This window comes from Pedococcus sp. P3_C7 (genome assembly GCF_056402615.1).
This window is the reverse complement of the sequence record NZ_JBFUHC010000004.1, coordinates 70,781-91,586: the sequence shown is the minus strand read 5'-3', so window position 1 is coordinate 91,586 and position 20,806 is coordinate 70,781. Positions and strand designations below refer to the sequence as shown.

Sequence of the window (20,806 nt, the reverse complement as noted above, 5' to 3'; positions counted from 1 at the left end):
AGGCGACGAGCCTAGGGCGTCAGCGTCTCGCCCGTGGGGGGAACGCCCAGCGCGAGGACGAGGTCGAGCACGACCCCGGCGTCGTCGAGGTCGTCGCCGAAGAGCTCGCGCAGCTGCCCCATGCGGTAGCGCACGGTCTGCGGGTGCACGAAGAGGCCGGCCGCCACCGCCTCGCGACGCCCACCGAACAGCAGCCACAGGCGCAGCGTCTCGACGAGCTTCTCCCGAGCCGCGGGGGACAGGTCGTCCAACGGTTTGAGGGCGCGGGCCCTGAGGTCCGTGAGGGCTTCGGGATCGGCGCTCAGGACCAGCTCGGCCAGGTGGGCGTCCGTGTCGTATGCCGTGGTGTGGCGGGGGTTCTCGACGGCCAGCAGGCGCGCCGCCCGCAGCGCCCGCCGGTAGGAGGCGGCCGTCTGCAGCCACGGCCTGGCGGGACCGAGCACGCAGCCGTAGTCGCGCAGCGACCGCAGCAGCCGACGTCGCGCGGGCGCTCGCAGGTCGGGCACCAGCAGGGCCACGTAGTCCTCGGAGGCGGCCAGGTCGGGCAGGTCCTCGCCGAGGTACAGCGACCTCGGGTCGACGAGGGCTCGGGCCTGGTGCAGCCGCTCGTCCGGGACCAGCAGCACGGTGACCGTCGTCGGTGGGGCCCAGTCGGCACGCTCCGCGCGGCGGGTCGTCACCTCGTCGGACGCGCCGCGCACGAGGTCCAGGGCCAGCCGCTCGAGCCGGCGCTCCTGGCTGCGCTCCGCTGTGGCGAGCTCGTCGGCGTGACCGGCGACGCTGGCCGCGGAGAGCTCGTCGATGTAGGCGAACACCAGCTCGGCGAACTGCGCCAGGAGGGGCGCGGACATCCCGGCCCGCACCCCCACGGCCGACAGCTCGCGCCACGAGACGCGGGCGCCGATGCGGTAGGCGGACAGCAGGGCGTCCATGCTCCGCCCGCTGCGGGCCTCGCCGCGGCCCAGGGCGTAGGACGCCTGGCGCGCGGGCCCGAGCGGCGAGCTGGGGTCGTCGGACCGGGCGGCCATGGTCAGGAAGCTGCCGAGGGCCACCTGCACGGCCGACTCGATGTTGCCGACGAGGTAGTCGCGGGCCTCGGCGTAGCTGGGCACCTCGACGATGATGGCCTGGACGGCGTCGGCCGCCACCTGGGGGAGAGCGCGCTTGAGCTCACTCTGCACCTCAGGTGGGATGCTGAGCTCCGCCGCGTGCTCAGCAGCGGTCCCGCTGGCCGACGTCACCATGGACTTTTGTCCTTTGCGAACAATTCTGGTCGCGATTCTCACGCGCTGTGGTCAGGAAATTACCCTACCTGATCGCCCATAGTGGAACCATGACCGCAGTTCTCCCGCTCCGCACGTCGCCCGGGTCCACCGGGCCGTCGGCAAGGTCGCGCCCGTCCCTGCGCACGGTTCTCCGCCGAGTTGCCGAGGCAGTCGTCACCCCTGTGCTGCCCGACGACTACCTCGACCTGATCGCACCCATGCGCGCCGGCGCCGACCTCCGTGGTCGCGTCGTCTCCGTGACCCCCGAGACCCGGGACGCCGTCACGGTGCGCATCAAGCCCGGTCGCTCCTGGGCCGGCCACGTGCCCGGCCAGTACATCCGGATCGGCGTCGACGTCGACGGGGTGCGCAACTGGCGCGCCTACTCGCTCACCTCCCCGGTGGATGCCCCGGACGGGATCATCTCGATCTGCGTCAAGGCGATCCCTGACGGCAAGGTCAGCAACCACGTCGTGCGCGCCCTCCAGGCCGGCACCCTGGTCCACCTCGACCAGGCCACCGGTGACTTCACGCTCCCGTCGCCCCGTCCGGCCCGCGCGCTGTTCGTCACTGCCGGCTCGGGCGTCACACCCGTGATGGGGATGCTGCGCAACCACCTCGACGAGCTGCAGGACGTCGTCGTCATCCACTCCGCGCCCACCGAGGCCGACGTCATCTTCGCCGCCGAGCTGCGCGAGTGGGCCGAGGCCGGCCGCATCCGCCTCGTCGAGCGGCACACCGACTCCCAGGGAATGGTCGGCACCGACTCGCTGGACGAGCTCGTGCCCGACTGGCGCTTCCGCGAGACGTGGGCCTGTGGCCCCACGGGCATGCTCGACGCCTTCGAGGCGGCCTGGGCCGACGCCCAGATCGCCGACCGACTCCACACCGAGCGCTTCCGCCCGGTCATCATCGCCGAGGGCGAGGGTGGCACGGTCACCTTCGGTACCCAGCGCATCACCGTCGATGCCGACGGTTCGACCCCGATCCTCGACGCCGGCGAAGCCGCCGGGGTCCTGATGCCGTCCGGTTGCCGGATGGGCATCTGCTTCGGCTGTGTCGTGCCCCTGAAGGAGGGTGCCGTGCGCGACCTGCGCAGCGGCGACCTCACCATTGCCGCCAAGGGCGACGGCATCCGCATCCAGACCTGTGTGTCGGCGGCTGCCGGCCACTGCGAGATCGACCTCTAAGGAGACGTCATGACTGCCACCGCAGAGAAGTTTGACCTCACGATCGATGGTTCCGCTGCCTCCACCCCCAAGGCGCCCGGCATCCCCTCCGTGCGCACCGCGACCCGGACCACGAACAGCCGGCTGTCGACCGCCATCGCCGAGCGTCGCCACGTGCCGAAGCGCTCCGGCAAGGCCGACCCCACCGCGCACCTGACCGCCGAGGACGTCGAGGCCCTGGCCATGGAGCTCGACGAGCTGCGCCAGGGAGTCCTGGACTCCCGCGGGGCCGAGGACGCGGCATACATCCGCAAGGTCATCGACGTGCAGCGCAAGATCGAGCTCGCCTCGCGCGCGGTGCTGTTGTTCTCGATCTTCCCGCCGGCCTGGATCGTCGGCACCGCCGGCCTGTCGGTCGCCAAGATCCTCGACAACATGGAGGTCGGCCACAACATCCTCCACGGCCAGTGGGACTGGATGCGCGACCCCAAGATCCACTCGACCACCTGGGAGTGGGACAGCGCCACCCCGGCCGCCCTGTGGAAGCACAGCCACAACGAGCTGCACCACACCTACACGAACGTGATCGGCAAGGACAACGACCTCGGCTACGGCATCATGCGCGTCGACGAGGACCAGCGCTGGACGCCGGCCTACCTCGGCCAGCCGATCTACAACTTCGTCAACATGTGCTTCTTCCAGTACGGCATCGCGGCCTACGACCTCGAGATCGGCAAGCAGCTCGCCGGCCGCGGTGACAAGGAGGAGTTCAAGCGCAACGGCAAGATGGTGCTGCGCAAGGTCGGGCGCCAGGCCCGCAAGGACTACCTCCTCCACCCGCTGCTGTCCGGCCCGTCGTTCCTGCACACCATCGCGGCCAACGCGACGGCCAACTTCGTCCGCAACGTCTGGACGCACTCGATCATCATGTGCGGCCACTTCCCCTCGGGCGTCGAGACCTTCGCCCGCGCGTCCATCGAGGGCGAGAGCCGCGGCGAGTGGTACCTGCGGCAGATGCTCGGGTCGGCCAACATCTCGGGCAGCAAGGCCCTGCACATCATGTCCGGCAACCTGAGCCACCAGATCGAGCACCACCTGTTCCCCGACCTGCCGAGCAACCGCTACGGCGAGATCGCCCCGCGGGTGCAGGAGATCTGCGAGCGGTACGGCCTGACCTACACGACGGGGCCGCTCTACAAGCAGGTCGCGTCCGCGTGGGGCCAGGTCATCTCCCTGTCGCTCCCGAACCCGGAGCCCGGTCGCAACCGTGTCGGCATCGCCGCTCAGGCGATCGGCAAGCAGGTGCGCCGCAAGCTGCGCAACCGTCGCCCGGTCCGCACCGCCTGAGGCGCTGCTCCTCACCCGGCGCCCAGCGTCACGAACGACCACGTCAGCCCSCCCGGACTCCGGGCGGGCTGACGCGTTGGCGCTGGGGCCGGTCGCGGCGACCGTCACACTCGCGTGGCGGTCACCAGCAGGTACTCCCAGTCGAGCACGGTGTAGCCGTCACCGCGGTCGAACCGTTCGGCCAGGGCGACGAGGTCACGGTCCAGGGCCGCGACCTTGTCGGCATCGTCGGCGATGGCCTTGTAGACAGCGATCGTCGGGCCGTAGTTGGCCTTGAAGAAGTCGCGGAACTCCTCCGGCGTGGCGAACTGGTCCACCACGAGGTCCTGCTGCCGTGCCGTGAGCGCCTCGACCCGGTCGCCGAACAGGTCGCGCACGTGGTCCACGTGGCCCCACAGCGGCGGGGGCTGCGCGCCGGGAGGCGGCGGCGGGGCGTACGGCTTCATGGTCGCGAACATCTGCCCGATGAAGCCCTCCGGCGTCCAGCTGAGCAGGGCTATCGTGCCGCCCGGCCGGCAGGTGCGGACCAGCTCGTCGGCCACCACCTGGTGGTGCGGCGCGAACATCACGCCGACGCACGACACGACCGCGTCGAACTCGCCGTCCGCGAAGGGCAGCGCCTCCGCGTCGGCGACCCGCCAGGCGATCGTCAGGCCCTCGGCCTCGGCGTCGCCGCGCCCCTTGTCGAGCAGCTCGGGGGTGAGGTCGGTGGCCACGACCTCGGCGCCGGTGCGCGCAGCCGGGAGGGCGACGTTGCCGGATCCGGCCGCGACGTCGTGCACGCGTTGGCCGGCCGTGATGCCGGCTGCCTCGACCACGATCGGGCCGAGGGAGGCAATGACCTCGCTGGCCACGGCGGAGTAGTCCCCGAGCGCCCACATCGCGCTGTGCCTGGCCTTGAGGGCGCGGTCCTCGTCGGTGTCGGTGATCGCCGTCCCTGATGTCTGGGTTGTCATGCCGTCCTTCCCCTTTTGTTTGCTGTCGTTCGTCCGGTTGCCCCTGCGATCCCGAAGGTAGGACTGCCCGGAGGAGGGCGGCATCCGTGGAGGTACCCAACTTCGGGGTGCGTGGAGGATGCCGCAGTGCGTGTATGCCGTCAGGCGCGGGTGAGCAGGCGGGCGACGGCCGCGGTGCGGGCGGACTTCCCGTGGAGGTCGAGCTTGGCGTAGACGTTGCTGAGGTGGCGCTCGACGGTGCGGACGCTCAGCGTCAGCGCGGTCGCGATGGTGTCGTTGTCCATCCCCCGCGCGGCGAGCTGCAGGATCTCCACCTCGCGTCTGGACAACCCGTCGAGGGACTGGGGGTGCCCGGAGGCGGGCCTCGCGGGCGCCGAGTCCTCGTCAGTGAGGAAGTCACGCAGCTCCGCGCAGTAGACCTGCCAGGCGGGTTCGTCCTCGAGCACGATGTGGTTGTCGCTCTCGAGGGCCACCAGCCGGGCCCCTTCGATGCCCGCCGCGAGGTAGCGCGCCTCCTCGAAGTCGTTCATCCGGTCGCCGCGTGAGTGGATCACGAGGGTGGGCAGGTCGAGCTCCCCGAGCAGGGCGCTGCTGTCGGCCGCCAGGCGCTGGCGACGTGAGCTCCGCGCGGTGTCGGCGTCGGTCGAGACCCGCTGGAGCTCGTCGAGCCAGGTGTGCTGCTCCTCGGTGGCGCGCGGGATCATCAAGGACGTGAACACGCGGCGGAACGCCGAGTCGGGCCGCGCCCAGCCGACCTTGATCAGCGCGTCGAGCGTGTCGTTCATCTCGGCCTCGGTCGGGTCCTTCGACTGCTGTCCGGAGTAGCTGCCGTAGAAGACCAGCCGGGAGACGCGCTCGAGGTGCTTCGCGACGTAGGCGATCGCGACCGGCCCGCCCTGGGCCATCGCCTGCAGCGCGAACCGGTCGATCCCGGCGTCGTCGACGACGGCCTCGAGGTCGCCGAGCCGCGCTGTGAGGCTGTGGTCGGTGACGCCTCGGTCCGAGAGGCCGTGGCCGCGTTCGTCGAACCGGATGACGGTGTTCCGACGACCCCACTCCTCGAGGTAGTGCCGCCAGACCGGGGACTGCCAGTCGTACTGCAGGTGACTCAGCCAGCACGAGTCCACGACCATCGGCGGACCGGTGCCGTGCACGGCATACGCGATCCGCACGCCGTCGGGCGCACGGCAGAACCGGATCTCCTGCCTCGGTTGCTGCGCCTGCACGCCCACCTCCCCGATGGTACGTCCGGTCCCTGCGCTCAGTCCGGCGGTGCGTCCATCTCGTCGAGCCACGCGCGGACGCTCTCGTCGTGCTGGCCCAAGGTCGGTGGCGCGAGGTGCTCGCTGCGGCCACCGGCATACGCGTTGTCGTCGAAGCGGATCGGTGGCCCCGGGATCTCGATGTGCCCCAAGACGGGGTGGTCGATGTCGAGCACGAGTCCCTGCGAACGCGTCTGGTCCCAGTCGTAGACGCGGTCGATGCTGCGCACCTCGCCCGCGGGGATGCCGAGCTCGGCCAGGCGCGGGAGGAGGACGTCGAGGGGGTATGCCGCGAAGGCGGCGTTGAGGGCGGCCGTCACCTGGGGGCGGTTCACGGTGCGCTCGCGGTTGGTGGCCATGCCGGGCGTGGCCGGGTCGATGTCGAAGGCCTGGGCGAGCTTGACCCACAACGACTCGCTGCCGCAGGCCACCTGGATGTCACCGTCCTGGCAGTGGAACAGGCCGTAGGGCGACAGCGAGGGGTGGTGGTTGCCCTGCGCGTGCCCGACGTGACCGGCCACGGTGTAGGCCGTGCCCTGGAAGGCGTGGGCGCCGACGAGGGCAGCCAGCAGGCTCGTGCGCACCACCCTCCCGATACCGGTGGTGTTGCGCTCGTGCAGTGCGGTCACCACCCCGTAGGCGCCGTAGATCCCGGCGAGCAGGTCACCGATCGGCACCCCCACGCGCTGGGGGGTGTCGGCAGCTGGTCCGGTCACCGACATCAGCCCGGCCTCACCCTGGGCGATCTGGTCGTAGCCGGGACGCCCCCCCTGGGGCCCGTCGTGCCCGAACCCGCTGATCGACAGGATGACGAGTCGGGGGTTGAGCTCGTGGAGGCGGGCCGCGGAGAAGCCCAGCCGGTCAAGGACGCCCGGCCGGAAGTTCTCGATGAGCACGTCGCTGTGGGTCGCCAGCCGGGTGAGCACCTCGCGACCGTCGTCGGACTTCAGGTCGAGGGTGATCGACTCCTTATTCCGGTTGGCGCTGAGGAAGTACGTCGAGATGGGGTCGCCCTCGGGCCCGACGAAGGGTGGTCCCCAACCGCGGGTGTCGTCACCGGTGCCGGGCGACTCGACCTTGATGACGCGGGCGCCCATGTCTCCCAACATCATTCCCGCGTGAGGTCCGGCCAGCGCCCGCGACAGGTCGATGACGACGATGTCCTCAAGGGGCGCGTTCACGAGGCTGCTCACATCCAGTCGACGTCGGCCGACGTCTTGCCGTCGGCGAGGCGAGCGTAGCCGGGGCCGCGGTCGAAGAACGGCTCCTCGCCTGCGCGGGCGGCGCGCAGCTCGGCGCGAAGGGCGTCGGAACCCGCTGTGTCGACGACCGGAGCGTCCTTGGTCCCCGAGGCGACGACCCCGTATGCCGTGCGGGCGCCGTCGAACGACACCTTGCCCCAGCGCAGGTCGCGTTCGACGTCGTCGTAGGGGCGCTCGAGCGGGTCACCCCAGCCACCGCCACCGGTGGTGCGGATCCTGATGACCTGACCCGCCTTGACCGGTTCGGCATCGGCCAGGGCGTCGACCTCGCGCTCGTCGGGACCGCCGAGGTCGATGGTGACGTTGAAGGAGCTGCCGGCCTTGCCGCCCTTGACTCCCCAGCAGGCGAGGATCGACCGGTCGGCGATGGACATGAAGTGCGCGTCCTTGAGCATCCGGATCTGCTTCTCGTAGCCCAGGCCACCGCGGAAGCGCCCAGCGCCGCCGGAGTCGACGGCGAGCCCGAGCCGCTCGACGATGAATGGGAACCGGCTCTCGGTGAACTCGGTGGGCAGGTTCCGCGAGTCGGGCACGACGTGGATGGTGTCCTCGCCATCGGCGTAGTAGCGCCCTCCCGAGCCGCCGCCGAGCACCTCGCGCATGAGGTAGTCGTTGCCGTCGCGGTCCTTGCCGTAGACGCCGGTGTAGCGGATCGTCTCCTGGTCGGCGGGCATCTTGCCGTCGACGGCCTTGGCCACGACGCCGGCCAGCACCCCGAGCAGCCTGAGGATGACGAAGGTCCGGGCGTTCGTGGGGGCGGGGAAGATCGGCGTCAGCAGGGTGCCCTTGTCCGGGAAGCGCATCTCGATGAGCGGCACGATGCCCTCGTTGACGTCGAGCTCGGCCATCCGTTCCGGGGTGTCGGCGAGGTTGCGCAGGATCGGCGCGAGCCACTTCTTGAGGAAGTTGCCGCCGACGTAGTCACCGCAGTGGTTGATCGGCCCCTTGGCCTGCGGAGCCGTGCCGGTGAAGTCGATGATCAGCCGAGGGCCCCCGTCCCCCGGACCAGGACCCCCCGTGGGCTCCTTGGTCAGGGTGATCCGCTGGGTGTGCAGCCTGGGGTCGTCCACGCCGTCGTGCTCGGCGTAGTCCTCCCAGACGTAGGTGCCGTCGGGGATCTTGGACAGGATCTCTCGCCGGTACGTCTCCGTGGTCTGGTCGAGGATCGTGTCGAACGCCGCCTCGATGGTGTCGCGGCCATAGCGCTCGAACAGCTCGGACAGCCGCCGAGCGCCCATCAGGCAGGCCGAGCACTCGGCGTCGAGGTCGGCAGCCAGGGAGTCGGGCATGCGGGAGTTGCGGGTCATGATCCGCAGGGCGGCCTTGTTGGGAACTCCCTTGTCCCACAGCTTGATCGGCGGGACCGCCAGGCCCTCCTCGTAGACGCTGGACGCGTTGCTGGGCATCGAGCCCGGCACCGCGCCACCGATGTCGTCGTGGTGGCCGAACGCCTGCACGAACGCCACGACCTCACCGCCGCTGAACACCGGCACCGTCACGCACAGGTCGGGGAGGTGCCCGATGCCGCCCTCGGACTCGTAGACGTCGTTGTGGAAGAAGACGTCCCCCTCGCTCATCTCCGACAGCGGGAAGTCGCGGGCGATCGGGTGCACGAGGGCCGAGTAGGACCGGCCGGTGAGCTTGCGCAGCTGCCGGTCGTGGATGCCCGCCCGGAAGTCGTGCGCGTCGCGGATCATGGGGGAGCGGCTGGTGCGCGCGATGGCGGTCTCGACCTCCATCTCGACGCTGGCCAGCGTCCCCTGGACGATCTCCACGAGAATCGGGTCGACGGTGCTTCCCGGGGGTGTGAGCCGGTTGCCGTGCTCGTATGCCGTGGGCAGGCCGGCGTTGTTCATCGCGCACCTTCTGTTGAGGTGATGGGGGCTGCTGGGGGGTTCCGCGTGATGACGAGGTTGCCGATGGAGTCGACCCGCACCGTGAAGCCGGGGTGGACCGGCACGGTGGAGCCGAACTCCTCGATGACCGCAGGACCGTCGAGGATGTCGCCGGCCCGCAGGTCCGGACGCCAGTAGATCGGGGTGTCGGCGGTCCCGGTGTCGGCGTCGAAGCAGACCGCCCGCGTGCTCGTGGGCGCGGGCAAGGCGGCAGAACCGGCCGAGTTTGAAGGATCGTGGGCGCCATCACCCGGACTGGCCTGCAAAGTCGCGGCGTCGCGGGTCTCGACCTCGCGCAGCTCGGGACGCGTGATCGGGCCCACTCCCGTCACCCGGAGGTTGACCCACTCGACCTGCTGGGTCGGGTCGTCGCGGAAGTCGTAGCCGTACAACGCGCGATGCTCCGCGTGGAACGCATCGGCCACGCCCGCGGCATACGCCTCGTCGACGGCGCCCTCGGGGGCGGCGACGCGCACCTCGAAGGCCTGGCCGAAGTAGCGCAGGTCGACGGTGCGCGAGTAGCGGTGCTCGTCGCGCGGGAAGCCTTCTCCGTCAAGGGCTTTCGCGGCCTTGGCGGTGAGCTCGTCGAACGTCTTCTGCACCCCCGGGTAGTCGAGCGTGGCGTGCTTGGACACCATCGTCTGGACGTAGTCGTTCTTGACGTCCACGGTGAGGAGCCCGAAGGCGGAGACGTTGCCCGGGTTCTGCGGGACGACGACACCGGCGAGGTCGAGGATGTCCACGAGCCGGCAGCCGAGCAGCGAGCCGGAGCCTCCGAACGTCGTGAGCATGAAGTCGCGCACGTCCAGGCCACGCTTCACCGAGACCTGGCGCAGCGCGTTGGCCTGGTTCCACGCGGAGATCTCGAGGATGCCGGTGGCGCACCGGACCGGGTCGATGCCGAGCTGGTCGGCCAGGGCGTCGATGCCCGCGCGAGCGGCGTCCACGTCGAGGGGGATCTCGCCGCCGAGCAGGTGCGGAGGGATCCGGCCGAGGACGACGTGCGCGTCGGTGATCGTCGGCTGGGTGCCACCCTTGGCATAGCAGAGCGGGCCGGGATCGGCGCCGGCGGAGTGCGGTCCCACCTTCAGCGTGCCCTCGGGGGAGACCCAGGCGATGGAACCCCCACCGGCGCCGACGGTGACCACGTCGATCATCGGGATCTTGCTGGGGTAGGCCCCGACGGTGCCCTCGGTCGTCAGGGTCGGCTCGCCGTCGAGGACGACGCTGACGTCGGTCGACGTGCCCCCGCCGTCACACGTCAGCACCTTGGGGAACCCGGCCCGCTTGGCGATCAGGCCGGCCCCGAGCGCGCCCGCTGCCGGCCCGGACAGCACCGTCGTGATCGGCTGGTGCACGACCTCGTCCGCCGACAGCACGCCGCCGTTGGACTTCATGATGTAGAAGGGGATCCCGCTGGCGAAGTCGTCGAGCCGCGTGTGGATGTTGGTGACGTAGCGGCTCACGTTGGGCTTCACGGCCGCGTCGACGAGGGTCGTCATCGAGCGCTCGTACTCGCGGTACTCACGCAGCACCTCGCTCGAGATCGACACGATCGCCTCGGGGTGCTCGCGCTGGAGGATCTCGCGCATCGCCAGCTCGTGCGAGTCGTTGGCGTAGGAGTGCAGGAAGCACACGCCGAGCGTGGTGATCCCGCGGTCTCGGAACCAGTGGGCCGCAGCCACGGCCGTGGCCTCGTCGAACGGCCGGAGCTCGTTGCCCTGGAAGTCCATCCGGCCACCGACCGTGCGCACGGCGTCCGCCGGCACGATGCGAGGCGGCTTCACCCAGAAGTAGGAGTTGCCGTAGCCGTCAGGGACCGCCTGGCGGGCGATCTCGAGCATGAACTCGTAGCCCTCGCTGGTGATGAAGCCGAGCCGTTCGACCTTGCCCTCGAGCAGCTTGTTGGTCGCGACCGTCGTCCCGTGGCAGACCGCCGTGATGTCCGGCCCGGCCGCACCCATGAGGTCCAGCACCTTCGCGACGCCGTTGATGAAGCCGTCCGCCGGGTTGCTCGGTGTCGACGGCGTCTTGGTCGTCACCATCTCGCCCGAGTCCTCGTCGAACGCCACCACGTCCGTGAACGTGCCGCCCGTGTCGATACCGATCCTGATCCGCCGCTGAGCCATGGGTGAGATTCAACCGGTCAGGCGTCCACCTCGCCTTGGCACATGTTGCCAACCACGCCGGTGAAGGCTGTGTCGTCAGTCCTGCGCGGGGAGCGCCGGCCCCCGCACGGCACTCCGGAGCGGGTCGGCTCCGAGCATCGGCACCGCGCGCCAGCCGAGATGCACCGTGCCGTCGGTGCGGGTGTGGAGGCGCATGGTGTGCGGGGTCTCGATGAGGCGGACGTCCGCACTGAAGCAGCCGTCACCGTCCCAGCCGCCGGAGGCGACGACGGGCAGCTCGACGCCACCCACGGCGAGCGTCGATGACGCCCACGTGCCGTCGCCCACGTCGAGGACCACCTTGGTGCCGTGGCAGTCCAGGACCATCTCGTATGCCGCGCCGCCGGGCGAGAGGCTCATCGCGGCATACGCAGGGGGAAGGGTGCTGTCCTCGGCGCGCACCCACCACCCGGTTTCCGGGCCCTGGGCCGAGGACGACGGGGTGGGGACCGCCAGGGTGGCCAACCGCTCCTCGAGTGCGGCGTCGGCGAGTTCGTCGCCGCTCTCGTCCACGTGCCCGACGGCTGGCAGCAGGTGATCCCAGACCAGGTCGAGGACGGCTTGCATGTCGAGGGTCTCGCTGGTGATGGCGACCGCCATGTCCTGCTCGGGGAGCACGATGGCGTACTGGCCGTAGGCGCCGTCACCGCGGTAGCCGTGCCGGGCGCTCCAGAACGAGCAGCCGTAGCCCTCGCGCCAGTCGGGGTTGGGGTCGGCCTCACGGTTGGGCAGGCCAGTCGGTGTCGTCGCCGTCCTGACCCAATCGGGCGACAGCAGCACGGACCCGTCCCACTGGCCGTGGTCGAGGTGGAGCTGCGCCAGGGCGAGGATGGCGTCGGAGCCGACGTGGATCCCCGAGAACCCCAGCTCACGGCCGGTCACGGTGCGGTGCCACACCACGTCGCCCCCGCCGCGGGGGTCGAGCAGCGGCAGGACCCGCTCGCGCAGCAGCGACAGCACCGACGAGCCCGTGACCCCCCGCACGGCACCCGCGGCGAGGTAGGTGGCGATCTGGTTGTAGGCCCAGGCCGTCCCCGGCTCGTGCTCGGGCGGGGACGCGAGGATCGCGGCCAGCACGGGGTCGGTGCGGTCGCCCTCGCCGGGCTGGTCGTAGGTCGCCCGCGTGACCTCGGGACCCCAGCCCTCCCCGTCGTGACCGGTCGCCATCGTGAGGCAGTGGCCGAGGGTCAGCCGCCGGTAGCGGTCGGGTACGTCGACCCCGGCAGGCAGGTCGCCGGGAGGCAGCAGGTCGAGGACCGGCTGGTCGAGCGAGAGCCGTCCCTCGTCGACGAGCAGCCCGACCGCCGTGGCCGTGAACGACTTGCTCAGTGAGTAGACGAGCTGGACGCGCTCGGGGGCATAGGGCGCCCACCACCCGCGCGCGACGACGTGGCCGTGCCTTGCGACCAGGAGGCTGTGCGGGTCGTGACCGTCCGACTCGAGGGCGTCGATGACGGCGAGGAGGCCGAGCGCGTCGACGCCCTGGGCCGAGGGTGTGCTGGTGGGCAGCGGCATGCCGGTCAGTCTCGTTGCCGAGGTGCATTCGTGCCACTGGTGCCACGGATCGTCGGAGACCCCGGGCCGTGCCCGCGCACCGTCCCGAGAAGGGGCGAGTCCTCAAGGAGCCAGTCTCGCCGTTGGTGCTCGCGGCCGCGAAGGTCTCTCCACAACGTGAAACCGGCCTTCGCGATCGTGCAGGCTGGCTTCGCTTTCTGAAAGTTGCTAGGCGGGCTCCGGTCCGGGCTCCGGCTGGTCCGCTCCGAAGCGGCCTCGGTGGTCGAGGGGGATGAGCGGCTTCTCGCCACGGACCTTGAGCTGCTGGACGCCCCAGGTGTTGCCATCGGGGTCGGCGAAACCGAAGAAGGTGCCCCCGTCGCGTTCGTCGAACACGGTGATCTCGCTGCACTCGACCCCCCGGCCGGTCAGCTCCTCGCGGGCCGCGGCCGCGTCGGCGACCACGAGCTGCAGGCCGCGCATCGAGCCGGGCGTCATCTCCTGTTGCGAGGGCAGGGTGCCGATGACGATCGAGCACCCGGAGCCCTCGGGGGTCAGCTGCGCGACGTCCATGAAGTCATTGGTGGTGCGGTGGTCGAGGGTGAAGCCGACCTTGTCGCGGTAGAACTCGATGGCCGACGTCAGGTCGGAGACGGGCAGGATGACAACTTCGAGGGTCCAGTCCATGGCGCCCATCCTGCCGGGTTCGCCTCCGCGCTGTAAGGACGTCAGTGGGGGAAGGACGTCTCCGCCGGGCGTTCGAGCTCGTCGCGGTGGTTGCGGATCAGGTCGAGGTTGCGGTCCCGCAGGTGGTCGAAGCCCTGGCCGATGTTGGAGCCTGGTGTGAGGGAGGACAGTGCGGTGGCCGGGTCGAGCAGGGCGGATACCCACCCCTCGTGCGACGCGGCCTTGGCGGCGATGTGGGCGTTCGGCGTCACGATGTGCGAGTTGCCGAAGTAGAGCACCCCCGCCGGGTCGATGCCGGTGGCGTTGGCGCCGATGACGTAGACGTGGTTGTCGTAGGCGCGTGCCCGAGACGTCAGCTCCCAGATGTCGGCCGACCGCAACAGTGCCGACGGCCGGGCGATCACCTCAGCCCCCTGCACGGCCTGGATCCGGGACAGCTCGGGGTAGTCGCCGTCGAAGCAGATGATCATGCCGATCCTGCCGAGGTCGGTGTCGCAGACAGTCACGGTGTTGCCGGGGGTCACCCACCCGCCGCCGTCCACGTGCTCGGTGCAGAACGGGTGGGTCTTCCGGTAGACGCCGATGACGTCACCAGAGCGGTCGATCAGCACCGAGGAGTTGTAGACGACGCCCCGCTCGGGCCCACGCTCGTAGGTGCCCAGCACGGCATAAACGCCGAGGTCGCGGGCCACGGCCTGCACGGGTTCGGTCACGGGACCCGGGATCTCCGACACGAGGTCCCACAGCTCCTCGGTCGTGCAGTCGGGGGTGAACCCCGTCGTCGCCGACTCCGGGAGCACGACGAGCTCGGCGCCCGTCGCGTCGACGCAGCGCCGCGTGAAGTCGACGCACTTGTCGAGGTTCTTGCGCACCGACTCCGGGGACAGTGGTCCCGGCACCGGCGCGAGCTGGATGGCAGCGGCTGTGAATGCACGCATCAACGTCCTCCGATCGCCCATCCCACGATAACCCCGGCCAGTGCGATCGCCCCGCCCGTGAGGACGCCCCAGGCATACGGACGGCCGCCGTACGCTGCCGTGGAGGTGCCGACCCCCTGGATGGGCCGGGGGCCGCTGGGCACCTCCTCGACGGAGACGCCGGGGCTGACGCCCTTGCCGGCCTTCTTCTCCTTGCGGACCCCGGCGATGTCGTCGTCCACCGCCTCGAAGAACTGCCCGGCCATCTTCCTGGTCACACCGGCGAGCATCCGCTGACCGACGCCACCGATCACCCCGCCGACCGCTGCGTCGGCGTCGTAGCTCAGGTCCGTGCCACCGCCGGCCGAGGGCGCGAGGCGAACCACGACGTCCGCGTCGACCGTGCCCGGGCCGCCGGCGCCCTGCGCCTTCATCGTGAACTGCTCGGGATGCTGCGGGTCACGCAGCGCGACCTTGCCCTCGTAGGTGCCCTTGATCGCCGCGACACCCGCGGTGACGGTCATGGCGTACTCGTCGGGGCCGACCTCGGTGAGCGCCTCGCAGCCGGGCAGGCAGCGGGCCAGCACCTCGGGGTCGTGGAACGCGTCCCACACCTGTTGGGGCGTCGCCTTGAGGGCGGCGGTGCCGGAGATCTTCATGGTGCCTCCTGGGCAGGCGGGGCGGGTGCGGAGCCTGACGACGTGGTGGGTGCAGGTGGGGCCGAGGTATGCCGCGTGCGGGCGAGCGAGGGGAGCTCACCGCGGGCGTGCCGCTGGCGCAGCTCCCACAGCTCGACCGGGGAGATCGGCATCGAGGTGATCGGGAAGCCCTCGGCGTCCTCGATGGCCGAGGCGATGACCGCCGTCACGGGGATGCAGCCGGCCTCGCCAGCACCCTTGATGCCCAACGGGTTCAGCGGCGACGGGGTCTCGAGGTGGTCGGTCTCGATGTGCGGCACCTCGGAGGCGTAGGGCATCAGGAAGTCCATGAAGCTCGCATTGAGCAGCTGCCCGGACTCGTCGTAGACCATCCGTTCGTAGAGCGCTCCACCCACGCCCTGGGCGACGCCGCCGTGGACCTGTCCCTCGACGATGAGCGGGTTGATCATGTTGCCGCAGTCGTGGATGACGCAGTAGCGCAGGATGCGGATCTCGGCGGTGACCGGGTCGGTCTCGACGATCGCCGCGTGCATGCCGTTGGCGAAGGTGGCCTGGGTCGGCGAGTAGAAGTCCTTGCCCTCCAGGCCGGGCTCGTCGTCGTCGGCGACGGGGGGCTTGTCGGGGTCGTTGCTCCCGGCGAACTGAGTGGCCGCCTTGGCCGCGTCGTCGAACGCGTAGCGCAACGGGTTGGACATGACGGAGATGGTGCCCAAGGACATCGTGGTTCCGGGGGCGCCCTTGACCTGCACGACGCCGTCGACGATCTCGAGGTCCTCGGCCGACACCTCGAGGGCGTCCGCCGCGATGCGAAGTGCCTTGGCCCTGACGTTGCGCGCGGCGAGGGCGATCGCGTTGCCGCTCATCACCGCTGCGCGGGAGGCGAACGTGCCGACGGCATACGGCATCCGGCGGGTGTCGCCGGTGGTGACGAAGACGTCCTCCAGGCGCACGCCGAGCTCCTGCGCGACGATCTGGGCGAACGACGTCTCGTGTCCCTGGCCCTGCGAGGTCAGGCCGGTGGACACGTTGACCCGACCACTCGTCTCGATCTGGATGTGACCGCCCTCGTAGGGGCCGACGCCGGTGCCCTCGACGTAGCAGCCGATGCCCAGCCCGACCCGGCGACCCTCCGCCTCGGCCTGGGCGCGGTAGGCCGCGAAGTCGTCCCAGCCCACGAGGGCCTTGAGCTTGGCGAGCGAGGCGGGGAAGTCGCCCGAGTCGTACTTGAGCGGCCGCCCGTCCTGGAAGAGCAGCCCGTGGTCGTAGGGCATCTCGCTCGGGAGGATGAAGTTGCGCGACCGCACCTCGGCCCGGTCGAGACCCAGGCGGTCGGCAATGGCGTCCATCGTGCGCTCCATGGCGAAGCAGCCCTGCGGCCGTCCGGCGCCGCGGTAGGGCGTCACGAGCACGGTGTTGGTGTAGAGCGACCAGAACTCACACCGGTAGGCGCCCGGCTTGTAGGGACCGAGCAGCTGGGTGGAGGTGATGATCGGGACGATGATGCCGTAGGGGGTGTAGGCGCCGTTGTCGTGCCAGAACTTGACGTCGAGACCGAGGATGCGCCCCTCGTCGTCGAAGCCGACGCGGATCTGCTGCAGCTGCCCACGCTCGTGCGCGCTGGAGATGAAGTGCTCACGACGGTCCTCCGTCCACTTCACCTCCTGCTCGAGAAGTCTTGCGGCCCAAGGGATCAGGACCTCTTCGGGCCACGGGTGGTTGATCTTGACCCCGAAGCCGCCACCCACGTCAGGGGCGATGCACTCGACCTTGGCGAGCGGCAGGTCCAGCTTGGCGGCCACGGCTGCCCGGACCCCCGTCGAGGTCTGGGTGGAGGAGAAGATGCGCAGCTCACCCTTGTCGGTGTCCCACCGGGCCAGGACGCCCTTGCCCTCCATCGGCATGCAGGCGCTGCGCTCGATATCGAGGTCCAGCTCCAGCGTGTGGGGCGCGGCGTCGATTGCCGCGTCGACGTCGCCGACCTCCTGGAGCATGCGACACGCGACGTTGCCGGGCACGTCCTCGTGGACCAGCGCCGACCCGTCGCGGGCGTTGGCGATCCCGACGACGGGGGTGAGCAGCTCGTAGTCCACCCGGATCCGCTGGCAGACGTCCTCGGCGACGTAGCGGTCGCGGGCGACCACCATGACGATCGCCTCACCGACGTAGTTGACCTCGTCACGCGCCAGGGCGAACTGCGTGCGTCCGTGGGTCAGGGTGGGGTGGGGGATGAGCAGGGGGAGCGGTTCGCCGACCTTGCCCGGCAGGTCCTCGTGGGTCCAGATCCCGACGAGTCCGTCGATCTCGAACGCGTCGGTGACGTCGATGTCGACGATGCGGGCGTGGGCGTGCGGGCTGCGCACGAAGGCGGCAGCCAGCGCGCCGTGACCCATGTCGTCGAGGTAGCGACCGCCGCCGGTGACCAGGCGCGGGTCCTCCTTGCGGGTGACGCGCGCCCCGAACATCTGGGTCGTCACGTCGCCTCCCCGGTCGCGAGCTCCCCGCTCGCAAGCCCAGCGGTATGCCGCGTGCCCGGCTCCGCGGCATACCCCGCGCGTCCGCGCTCGGCACGGATCTCGGCTGCGCGCAGCACGGACTTCACGATGTTCTGGTAGCCGGTGCAGCGGCACAGGTTGCCCGAGATCGCCTCGCGAGCCTCCTCTGAGGTCGGGTGCGGGTGGTCCTCGAGGTAGGCGGTGATGGTGGTCAGGAAGCCGGGCGTGCAGAAGCCGCACTGCAAGCCGTGGCACTCGGTGAACGCCTGCTGGACCGGGCCCATGGCCTCGATGGTGCCGAGGCCCTCGACCGTGGTGATCTCGTGGGCCTGGGCGGTGACCGCGAACATCAGGCAGGACCGCATCGGCTGGCCGTCGACGAGCACGGTGCAGGCACCGCAGACCCCGTGCTCGCAGCCGACGTGGGTGCCGGTGAGTCGCAGGTCGTGGCGCAGGAAGTCGGACAGCAGGCGTCGGGCCGGAGCCTTCGCGTGGCGGGGGACCCCGTTGACCGTGACGGTCAGGTCGAGCAGCTCTTCGATGGCCGGTTCGGTCATGCTGCTGGACCCTCCGTGTCGTGTGAGCTCCGTTGCCAGGCAAGGGAGCTCGCGGCGGCCTCGGCCAACGTCAGTCGGGCGAGTTCGGCTGCCAGCATGGCTCGGTACTCGGCGGTGGCGTGGATGTCGCCCTCGGGCTCGATGGCGTCGCGGACGAGGTCGGCCGACGTCGACCAGTCGACGGCGCCCGGCTCCTGCCCCACGAACAGGGACGTCACGTCCAGGGTGCGGGGGACGTCGGTGACCGAGACGAAGGACAGGCGGGCGTCCGCCACGACACCGTCGGTCGTGCGGACCGCGGCGGCCACGCCGGCCATCGCGTAGTCGCCGTGTCGGCGGGCGCGTTCCATGAAGGCCGTGCCCGTGCCGACAGCGAACCGCCGGAACCGCACCGCGACAGCCAGCTCCTCGGCCTCCAGGGACGTCTCGAGGGCGCCCTGGAAGAAGTCGGCCACAGCGATCTCGCGGGAGCCGGACGTTGAGACCGCCTCGACGACCCCGTCGGTGAGGGCGAGCATCGCGGGCATCTCGCCGGCAGCATCGGCGTGGGCGATCGAGCCCACGGTGGTCCCCCGGTTGCGGATGACGGGGTGCGCCACGTTGACCAGCGCCTGGCGCAGCAGCGGCAACGCGGCATACGCCTCGTCGTGGTGCTCGAGCTGCGCGTGGCGCACCAACGCACCCACCCGCACCTCGGTGTCACTCACGGTCACGTCGGCGATGCCGGCGACCTGGTTGATGTCGACCAGGTGGGCGGGGGAGGCGAGGCGCATGTTCAGGATCGGGATGAGGCTCTGGCCGCCCGCCAGGACCTTGCCTTCGTGCCCGACCTCGGCCAGCACCGCGACCGCCTCTGCGACGGTGCGAGGGGCGTGGTGCACGAACGGGGCGGGCTTCACGGACTGATCCTGCCTTCTCGAGTCGGTGGGGGCTAGTTCCGCACTGGAGCGGTGGACGGGGGAAAGGGTGTGGGCCCCCGATGCTGGATCGAGGGCCCACACCAGGGGGGTCAGCGTCGGGTGTCGCCCTGGTACAGGTCGTCGATCCCGTCGCTGTCGCCATAGGTGTCCTTGCCGCCGACGGTCAGCACCGTGCCCTCGGCCCGAGCACGCAGCTCGGCGGGTGCCAACGCCTTGGCGACGTGGTAGGCCACGACGGCCACGATCGTGCCGAGCGCGATCCCGGTGAGGGAGAAGCTGTCGGTGAACTTGAGCGTCACGTTGCCGATCCCGATGACGATGCCGGCGGCAACCGGCACCAGGTTGATCGGGTTGCCGAAGTCGACGCCGTTCTCCTTCCAGATCTTGGCGCCGAGCAGGCCGATCATGCCGTAGAGCACGACCGTGATGCCGCCCAGGACGCCACCGGGGGTCGACGCCACGAGGGCACCGAACTTCGGGGAGAACCCGAACAGGATCGCGACGAGCGCGGCGACGTAGTAGGCGGCCGTCGAGTAGACGCGCGTCGCCGCCATGACCCCGATGTTCTCCGCGTAGGTCGTCGTCGGCGAGCCACCCACCGCGGAGGCCACCACCGTGCCGAAGCCGTCAGCGGCGATGGCTCGGCCCATGTAGGGGTCGAGGTCGGTCTTCGTCATCTCGGCGACGGCCTTGACGTGGCCGGTGTTCTCCGCGATCAGGGCGATGACGGCGGGAACGACCAACAGGATGGCGGCCATCGAGAACGAGGGTGCGTGCCAGCCCACGACCTCCTTGCCGGCAACGACCTCGGTGTGCGGGGGGAACCCGAACAACGCGGCGTCCTTGATGCCCTGGAAGTTGGTGCGGAAGTGCGTGGTGATCTTGCCGGCGCCGGGGTCGAAGGCCGTGATCTGGCCAAAGCCCTTGTCGAACAGCCACGACACGACGTAGCCGAAGATGAGGGCGAGGAAGATCGCGATCCGGCCGATGAAGCCCTTGAAGGCGACCGCACAGATGATGGTGAAGGTCATCACCAACAGCGCAACCCACTGGTCCTGTGGCCAGTAGATGTTGGCGACCACGGGCGCGAGGTTGAAGCCGATGAGCATGACCACGGCACCGGTCACGACAGGCGGGAGCACCTTGTGCAGCACGCTCGATCCGAGGAAGTGGATGAGCACGCCCACGAGCGCCAGCACGACACCCGCGACGAGGATCGCACCCGTGACGGTGGCTGAGGTGGCCCCCGCCTGTGCCCGGATGGCGACGACGGCGCCGACGAACGAGGCCGACGTCCCGAGGTAGCTGGGGACCTTGCCCTTGACGATCAGGAGGAAGCAGATCGTCGCGACCCCGCTCATCATGATCGCGAGCTGGGCGTTGAGCCCCATGATCAGGGGAAAGACGAACGTCGCTCCGAACATGGCCACGACGTGCTGGGCGCCGAGCCCGACCGTCTTGCCCCACGACAGTCGCTCATCGGGAGCGACGACGTCGTCGGGGCCCATGGTGCGGCCGTCTCCGTGCAGTTTCCAACCCAGGCCCAATGACATGCGGACTCCTTATCCACCAGCGGGGCCACCCTTGGTGACGTGGCCCACAGTCCCGTTCGGGATAGGCGAAAACTAGCGGCCAGACCGCCCGCTGCATTGGGCAATTGTTGCTATCGGGGCCGGAGCGGCTTTCGGCAGAGTATGCGGAGTGGCGCGCTCGCTTTGCGGGCTCGGCAGGAGTCGAATGGGCTGTGCCGCGTCCC

16 protein-coding genes are annotated in these 20,806 nt (G+C 70.2%); 2 read left to right on the top strand and 14 right to left on the bottom strand.

Going from position 1 to position 20,806, the window contains the following annotated elements; translation table 11 throughout:
* Nucleotides 1–11: 11 nt before the first annotated feature.
* The gene (locus tag AC1DS4_RS06415; RefSeq protein WP_477633579.1) at nucleotides 12–1,244 is read right to left on the bottom strand and encodes a PucR family transcriptional regulator; all 1,233 of its coding nucleotides are present in this window, start codon (nucleotides 1,242–1,244) and stop codon (nucleotides 12–14) included.
* A gap of 89 nt (nucleotides 1,245–1,333) precedes the next feature.
* Between AC1DS4_RS06415 and AC1DS4_RS06410 the strand changes: the two genes are divergently transcribed.
* Nucleotides 1,334–2,455: a ferredoxin reductase gene (locus AC1DS4_RS06410; RefSeq protein ID WP_477633580.1), complete on the top strand. Its 1,122-nt coding sequence runs from the start codon at nucleotides 1,334–1,336 to the stop codon at nucleotides 2,453–2,455.
* A 9-nt stretch (nucleotides 2,456–2,464) separates the two neighbouring features.
* Nucleotides 2,465–3,781 (top strand): fatty acid desaturase family protein, encoded by a 1,317-nt coding sequence (locus tag AC1DS4_RS06405; RefSeq protein ID WP_477633581.1) that lies wholly within the window; start codon nucleotides 2,465–2,467, stop codon nucleotides 3,779–3,781.
* Nucleotides 3,782–3,885: 104 nt separating this feature from the next.
* Here the strand turns inward: AC1DS4_RS06405 and AC1DS4_RS06400 are convergent, their stop codons facing one another.
* The 13 genes from AC1DS4_RS06400 to AC1DS4_RS06340 all read right to left on the bottom strand — a co-directional run bounded on the left by AC1DS4_RS06400 (nucleotide 3,886) and on the right by AC1DS4_RS06340 (nucleotide 20,603).
* Nucleotides 3,886–4,737 carry a class I SAM-dependent methyltransferase gene (locus AC1DS4_RS06400; protein ID WP_477633582.1) on the bottom strand — a complete coding sequence of 284 codons (852 nt, stop codon included), beginning with the start codon at nucleotides 4,735–4,737 and terminating at the stop codon, nucleotides 3,886–3,888.
* A 140-nt stretch (nucleotides 4,738–4,877) separates the two neighbouring features.
* Nucleotides 4,878–5,963, bottom strand: a complete 1,086-nt coding sequence (locus AC1DS4_RS06395; RefSeq protein ID WP_477633583.1) for an alpha/beta fold hydrolase — start codon at nucleotides 5,961–5,963, stop codon at nucleotides 4,878–4,880.
* Between the two features lie 35 nt (nucleotides 5,964–5,998).
* The gene (locus AC1DS4_RS06390; protein WP_477633584.1) at nucleotides 5,999–7,180 is read right to left on the bottom strand and encodes a CaiB/BaiF CoA transferase family protein; all 1,182 of its coding nucleotides are present in this window, start codon (nucleotides 7,178–7,180) and stop codon (nucleotides 5,999–6,001) included.
* Between the two features lie 8 nt (nucleotides 7,181–7,188).
* On the bottom strand, nucleotides 7,189–9,117 hold the full coding sequence (locus AC1DS4_RS06385; protein ID WP_477633585.1) for a hydantoinase B/oxoprolinase family protein: 1,929 nt from the start codon (nucleotides 9,115–9,117) through the stop codon (nucleotides 7,189–7,191).
* Nucleotides 9,114–11,285, bottom strand: a complete 2,172-nt coding sequence (locus tag AC1DS4_RS06380; protein WP_477633586.1) for a hydantoinase/oxoprolinase family protein — start codon at nucleotides 11,283–11,285, stop codon at nucleotides 9,114–9,116. The genes AC1DS4_RS06385 and AC1DS4_RS06380 overlap by 4 nt, the downstream gene beginning before the upstream one ends.
* 75 nt (nucleotides 11,286–11,360) lie before the next feature.
* The gene (locus tag AC1DS4_RS06375; protein ID WP_477633587.1) at nucleotides 11,361–12,839 is read right to left on the bottom strand and encodes a serine hydrolase domain-containing protein; all 1,479 of its coding nucleotides are present in this window, start codon (nucleotides 12,837–12,839) and stop codon (nucleotides 11,361–11,363) included.
* 207 nt (nucleotides 12,840–13,046) lie between these two features.
* The gene (locus AC1DS4_RS06370; protein ID WP_477633588.1) at nucleotides 13,047–13,505 is read right to left on the bottom strand and encodes a VOC family protein; all 459 of its coding nucleotides are present in this window, start codon (nucleotides 13,503–13,505) and stop codon (nucleotides 13,047–13,049) included.
* A 41-nt stretch (nucleotides 13,506–13,546) separates the two neighbouring features.
* A complete protein-coding gene (locus AC1DS4_RS06365) occupies nucleotides 13,547–14,443 on the bottom strand; it encodes a carbon-nitrogen hydrolase family protein (protein WP_477614841.1) in 897 nt (298 codons plus the stop codon).
* A complete protein-coding gene (locus tag AC1DS4_RS06360; protein WP_477633589.1) occupies nucleotides 14,443–15,081 on the bottom strand; it encodes an SRPBCC family protein in 639 nt (212 codons plus the stop codon). Before AC1DS4_RS06360 ends, AC1DS4_RS06365 begins: the two co-directional genes overlap by 1 nt.
* Nucleotides 15,078–17,555, bottom strand: coding sequence for an aerobic carbon-monoxide dehydrogenase large subunit (gene cutA / locus AC1DS4_RS06355; protein ID WP_477633590.1), 2,478 nt, complete (start codon nucleotides 17,553–17,555; stop codon nucleotides 15,078–15,080). The genes AC1DS4_RS06360 and cutA overlap by 4 nt, the downstream gene beginning before the upstream one ends.
* The gene (locus AC1DS4_RS06350) at nucleotides 17,552–18,130 is read right to left on the bottom strand and encodes a (2Fe-2S)-binding protein (RefSeq protein WP_477633591.1); all 579 of its coding nucleotides are present in this window, start codon (nucleotides 18,128–18,130) and stop codon (nucleotides 17,552–17,554) included. The genes cutA and AC1DS4_RS06350 overlap by 4 nt, the downstream gene beginning before the upstream one ends.
* Nucleotides 18,127–19,029 (bottom strand): FAD binding domain-containing protein, encoded by a 903-nt coding sequence (locus AC1DS4_RS06345; RefSeq protein WP_477614845.1) that lies wholly within the window; start codon nucleotides 19,027–19,029, stop codon nucleotides 18,127–18,129. Before AC1DS4_RS06345 ends, AC1DS4_RS06350 begins: the two co-directional genes overlap by 4 nt.
* Before the next feature lie 110 nt (nucleotides 19,030–19,139).
* Complete coding sequence (locus AC1DS4_RS06340) at nucleotides 19,140–20,603, bottom strand: uracil-xanthine permease family protein (RefSeq protein WP_477624933.1); 1,464 nt, start codon at nucleotides 20,601–20,603, stop codon at nucleotides 19,140–19,142.
* Between the last annotated feature and the right edge of the window lie 203 nt (nucleotides 20,604–20,806).

Coding starts and splice junctions, on each gene's coding strand:
- AC1DS4_RS06385 (WP_477633585.1), bottom strand. CDS start 9,117: ATGAACAACGCCGGCCTGCCCACGGCATACGAGCACGGCAACCGGCTC.
- AC1DS4_RS06405 (WP_477633581.1), top strand. CDS start 2,465: ATGACTGCCACCGCAGAGAAGTTTGACCTCACGATCGATGGTTCCGCT.
- AC1DS4_RS06400 (WP_477633582.1), bottom strand. CDS start 4,737: ATGACAACCCAGACATCAGGGACGGCGATCACCGACACCGACGAGGAC.
- AC1DS4_RS06380 (WP_477633586.1), bottom strand. CDS start 11,285: ATGGCTCAGCGGCGGATCAGGATCGGTATCGACACGGGCGGCACGTTC.
- AC1DS4_RS06350 (WP_477633591.1), bottom strand. CDS start 18,130: ATGACCGAACCGGCCATCGAAGAGCTGCTCGACCTGACCGTCACGGTC.
- AC1DS4_RS06370 (WP_477633588.1), bottom strand. CDS start 13,505: ATGGACTGGACCCTCGAAGTTGTCATCCTGCCCGTCTCCGACCTGACG.
- AC1DS4_RS06365 (WP_477614841.1), bottom strand. CDS start 14,443: ATGCGTGCATTCACAGCCGCTGCCATCCAGCTCGCGCCGGTGCCGGGA.
- AC1DS4_RS06340 (WP_477624933.1), bottom strand. CDS start 20,603: ATGTCATTGGGCCTGGGTTGGAAACTGCACGGAGACGGCCGCACCATG.
- AC1DS4_RS06360 (WP_477633589.1), bottom strand. CDS start 15,081: ATGAAGATCTCCGGCACCGCCGCCCTCAAGGCGACGCCCCAACAGGTG.
- AC1DS4_RS06415 (WP_477633579.1), bottom strand. CDS start 1,244: ATGGTGACGTCGGCCAGCGGGACCGCTGCTGAGCACGCGGCGGAGCTC.
- AC1DS4_RS06375 (WP_477633587.1), bottom strand. CDS start 12,839: ATGCCGCTGCCCACCAGCACACCCTCGGCCCAGGGCGTCGACGCGCTC.
- AC1DS4_RS06410 (WP_477633580.1), top strand. CDS start 1,334: ATGACCGCAGTTCTCCCGCTCCGCACGTCGCCCGGGTCCACCGGGCCG.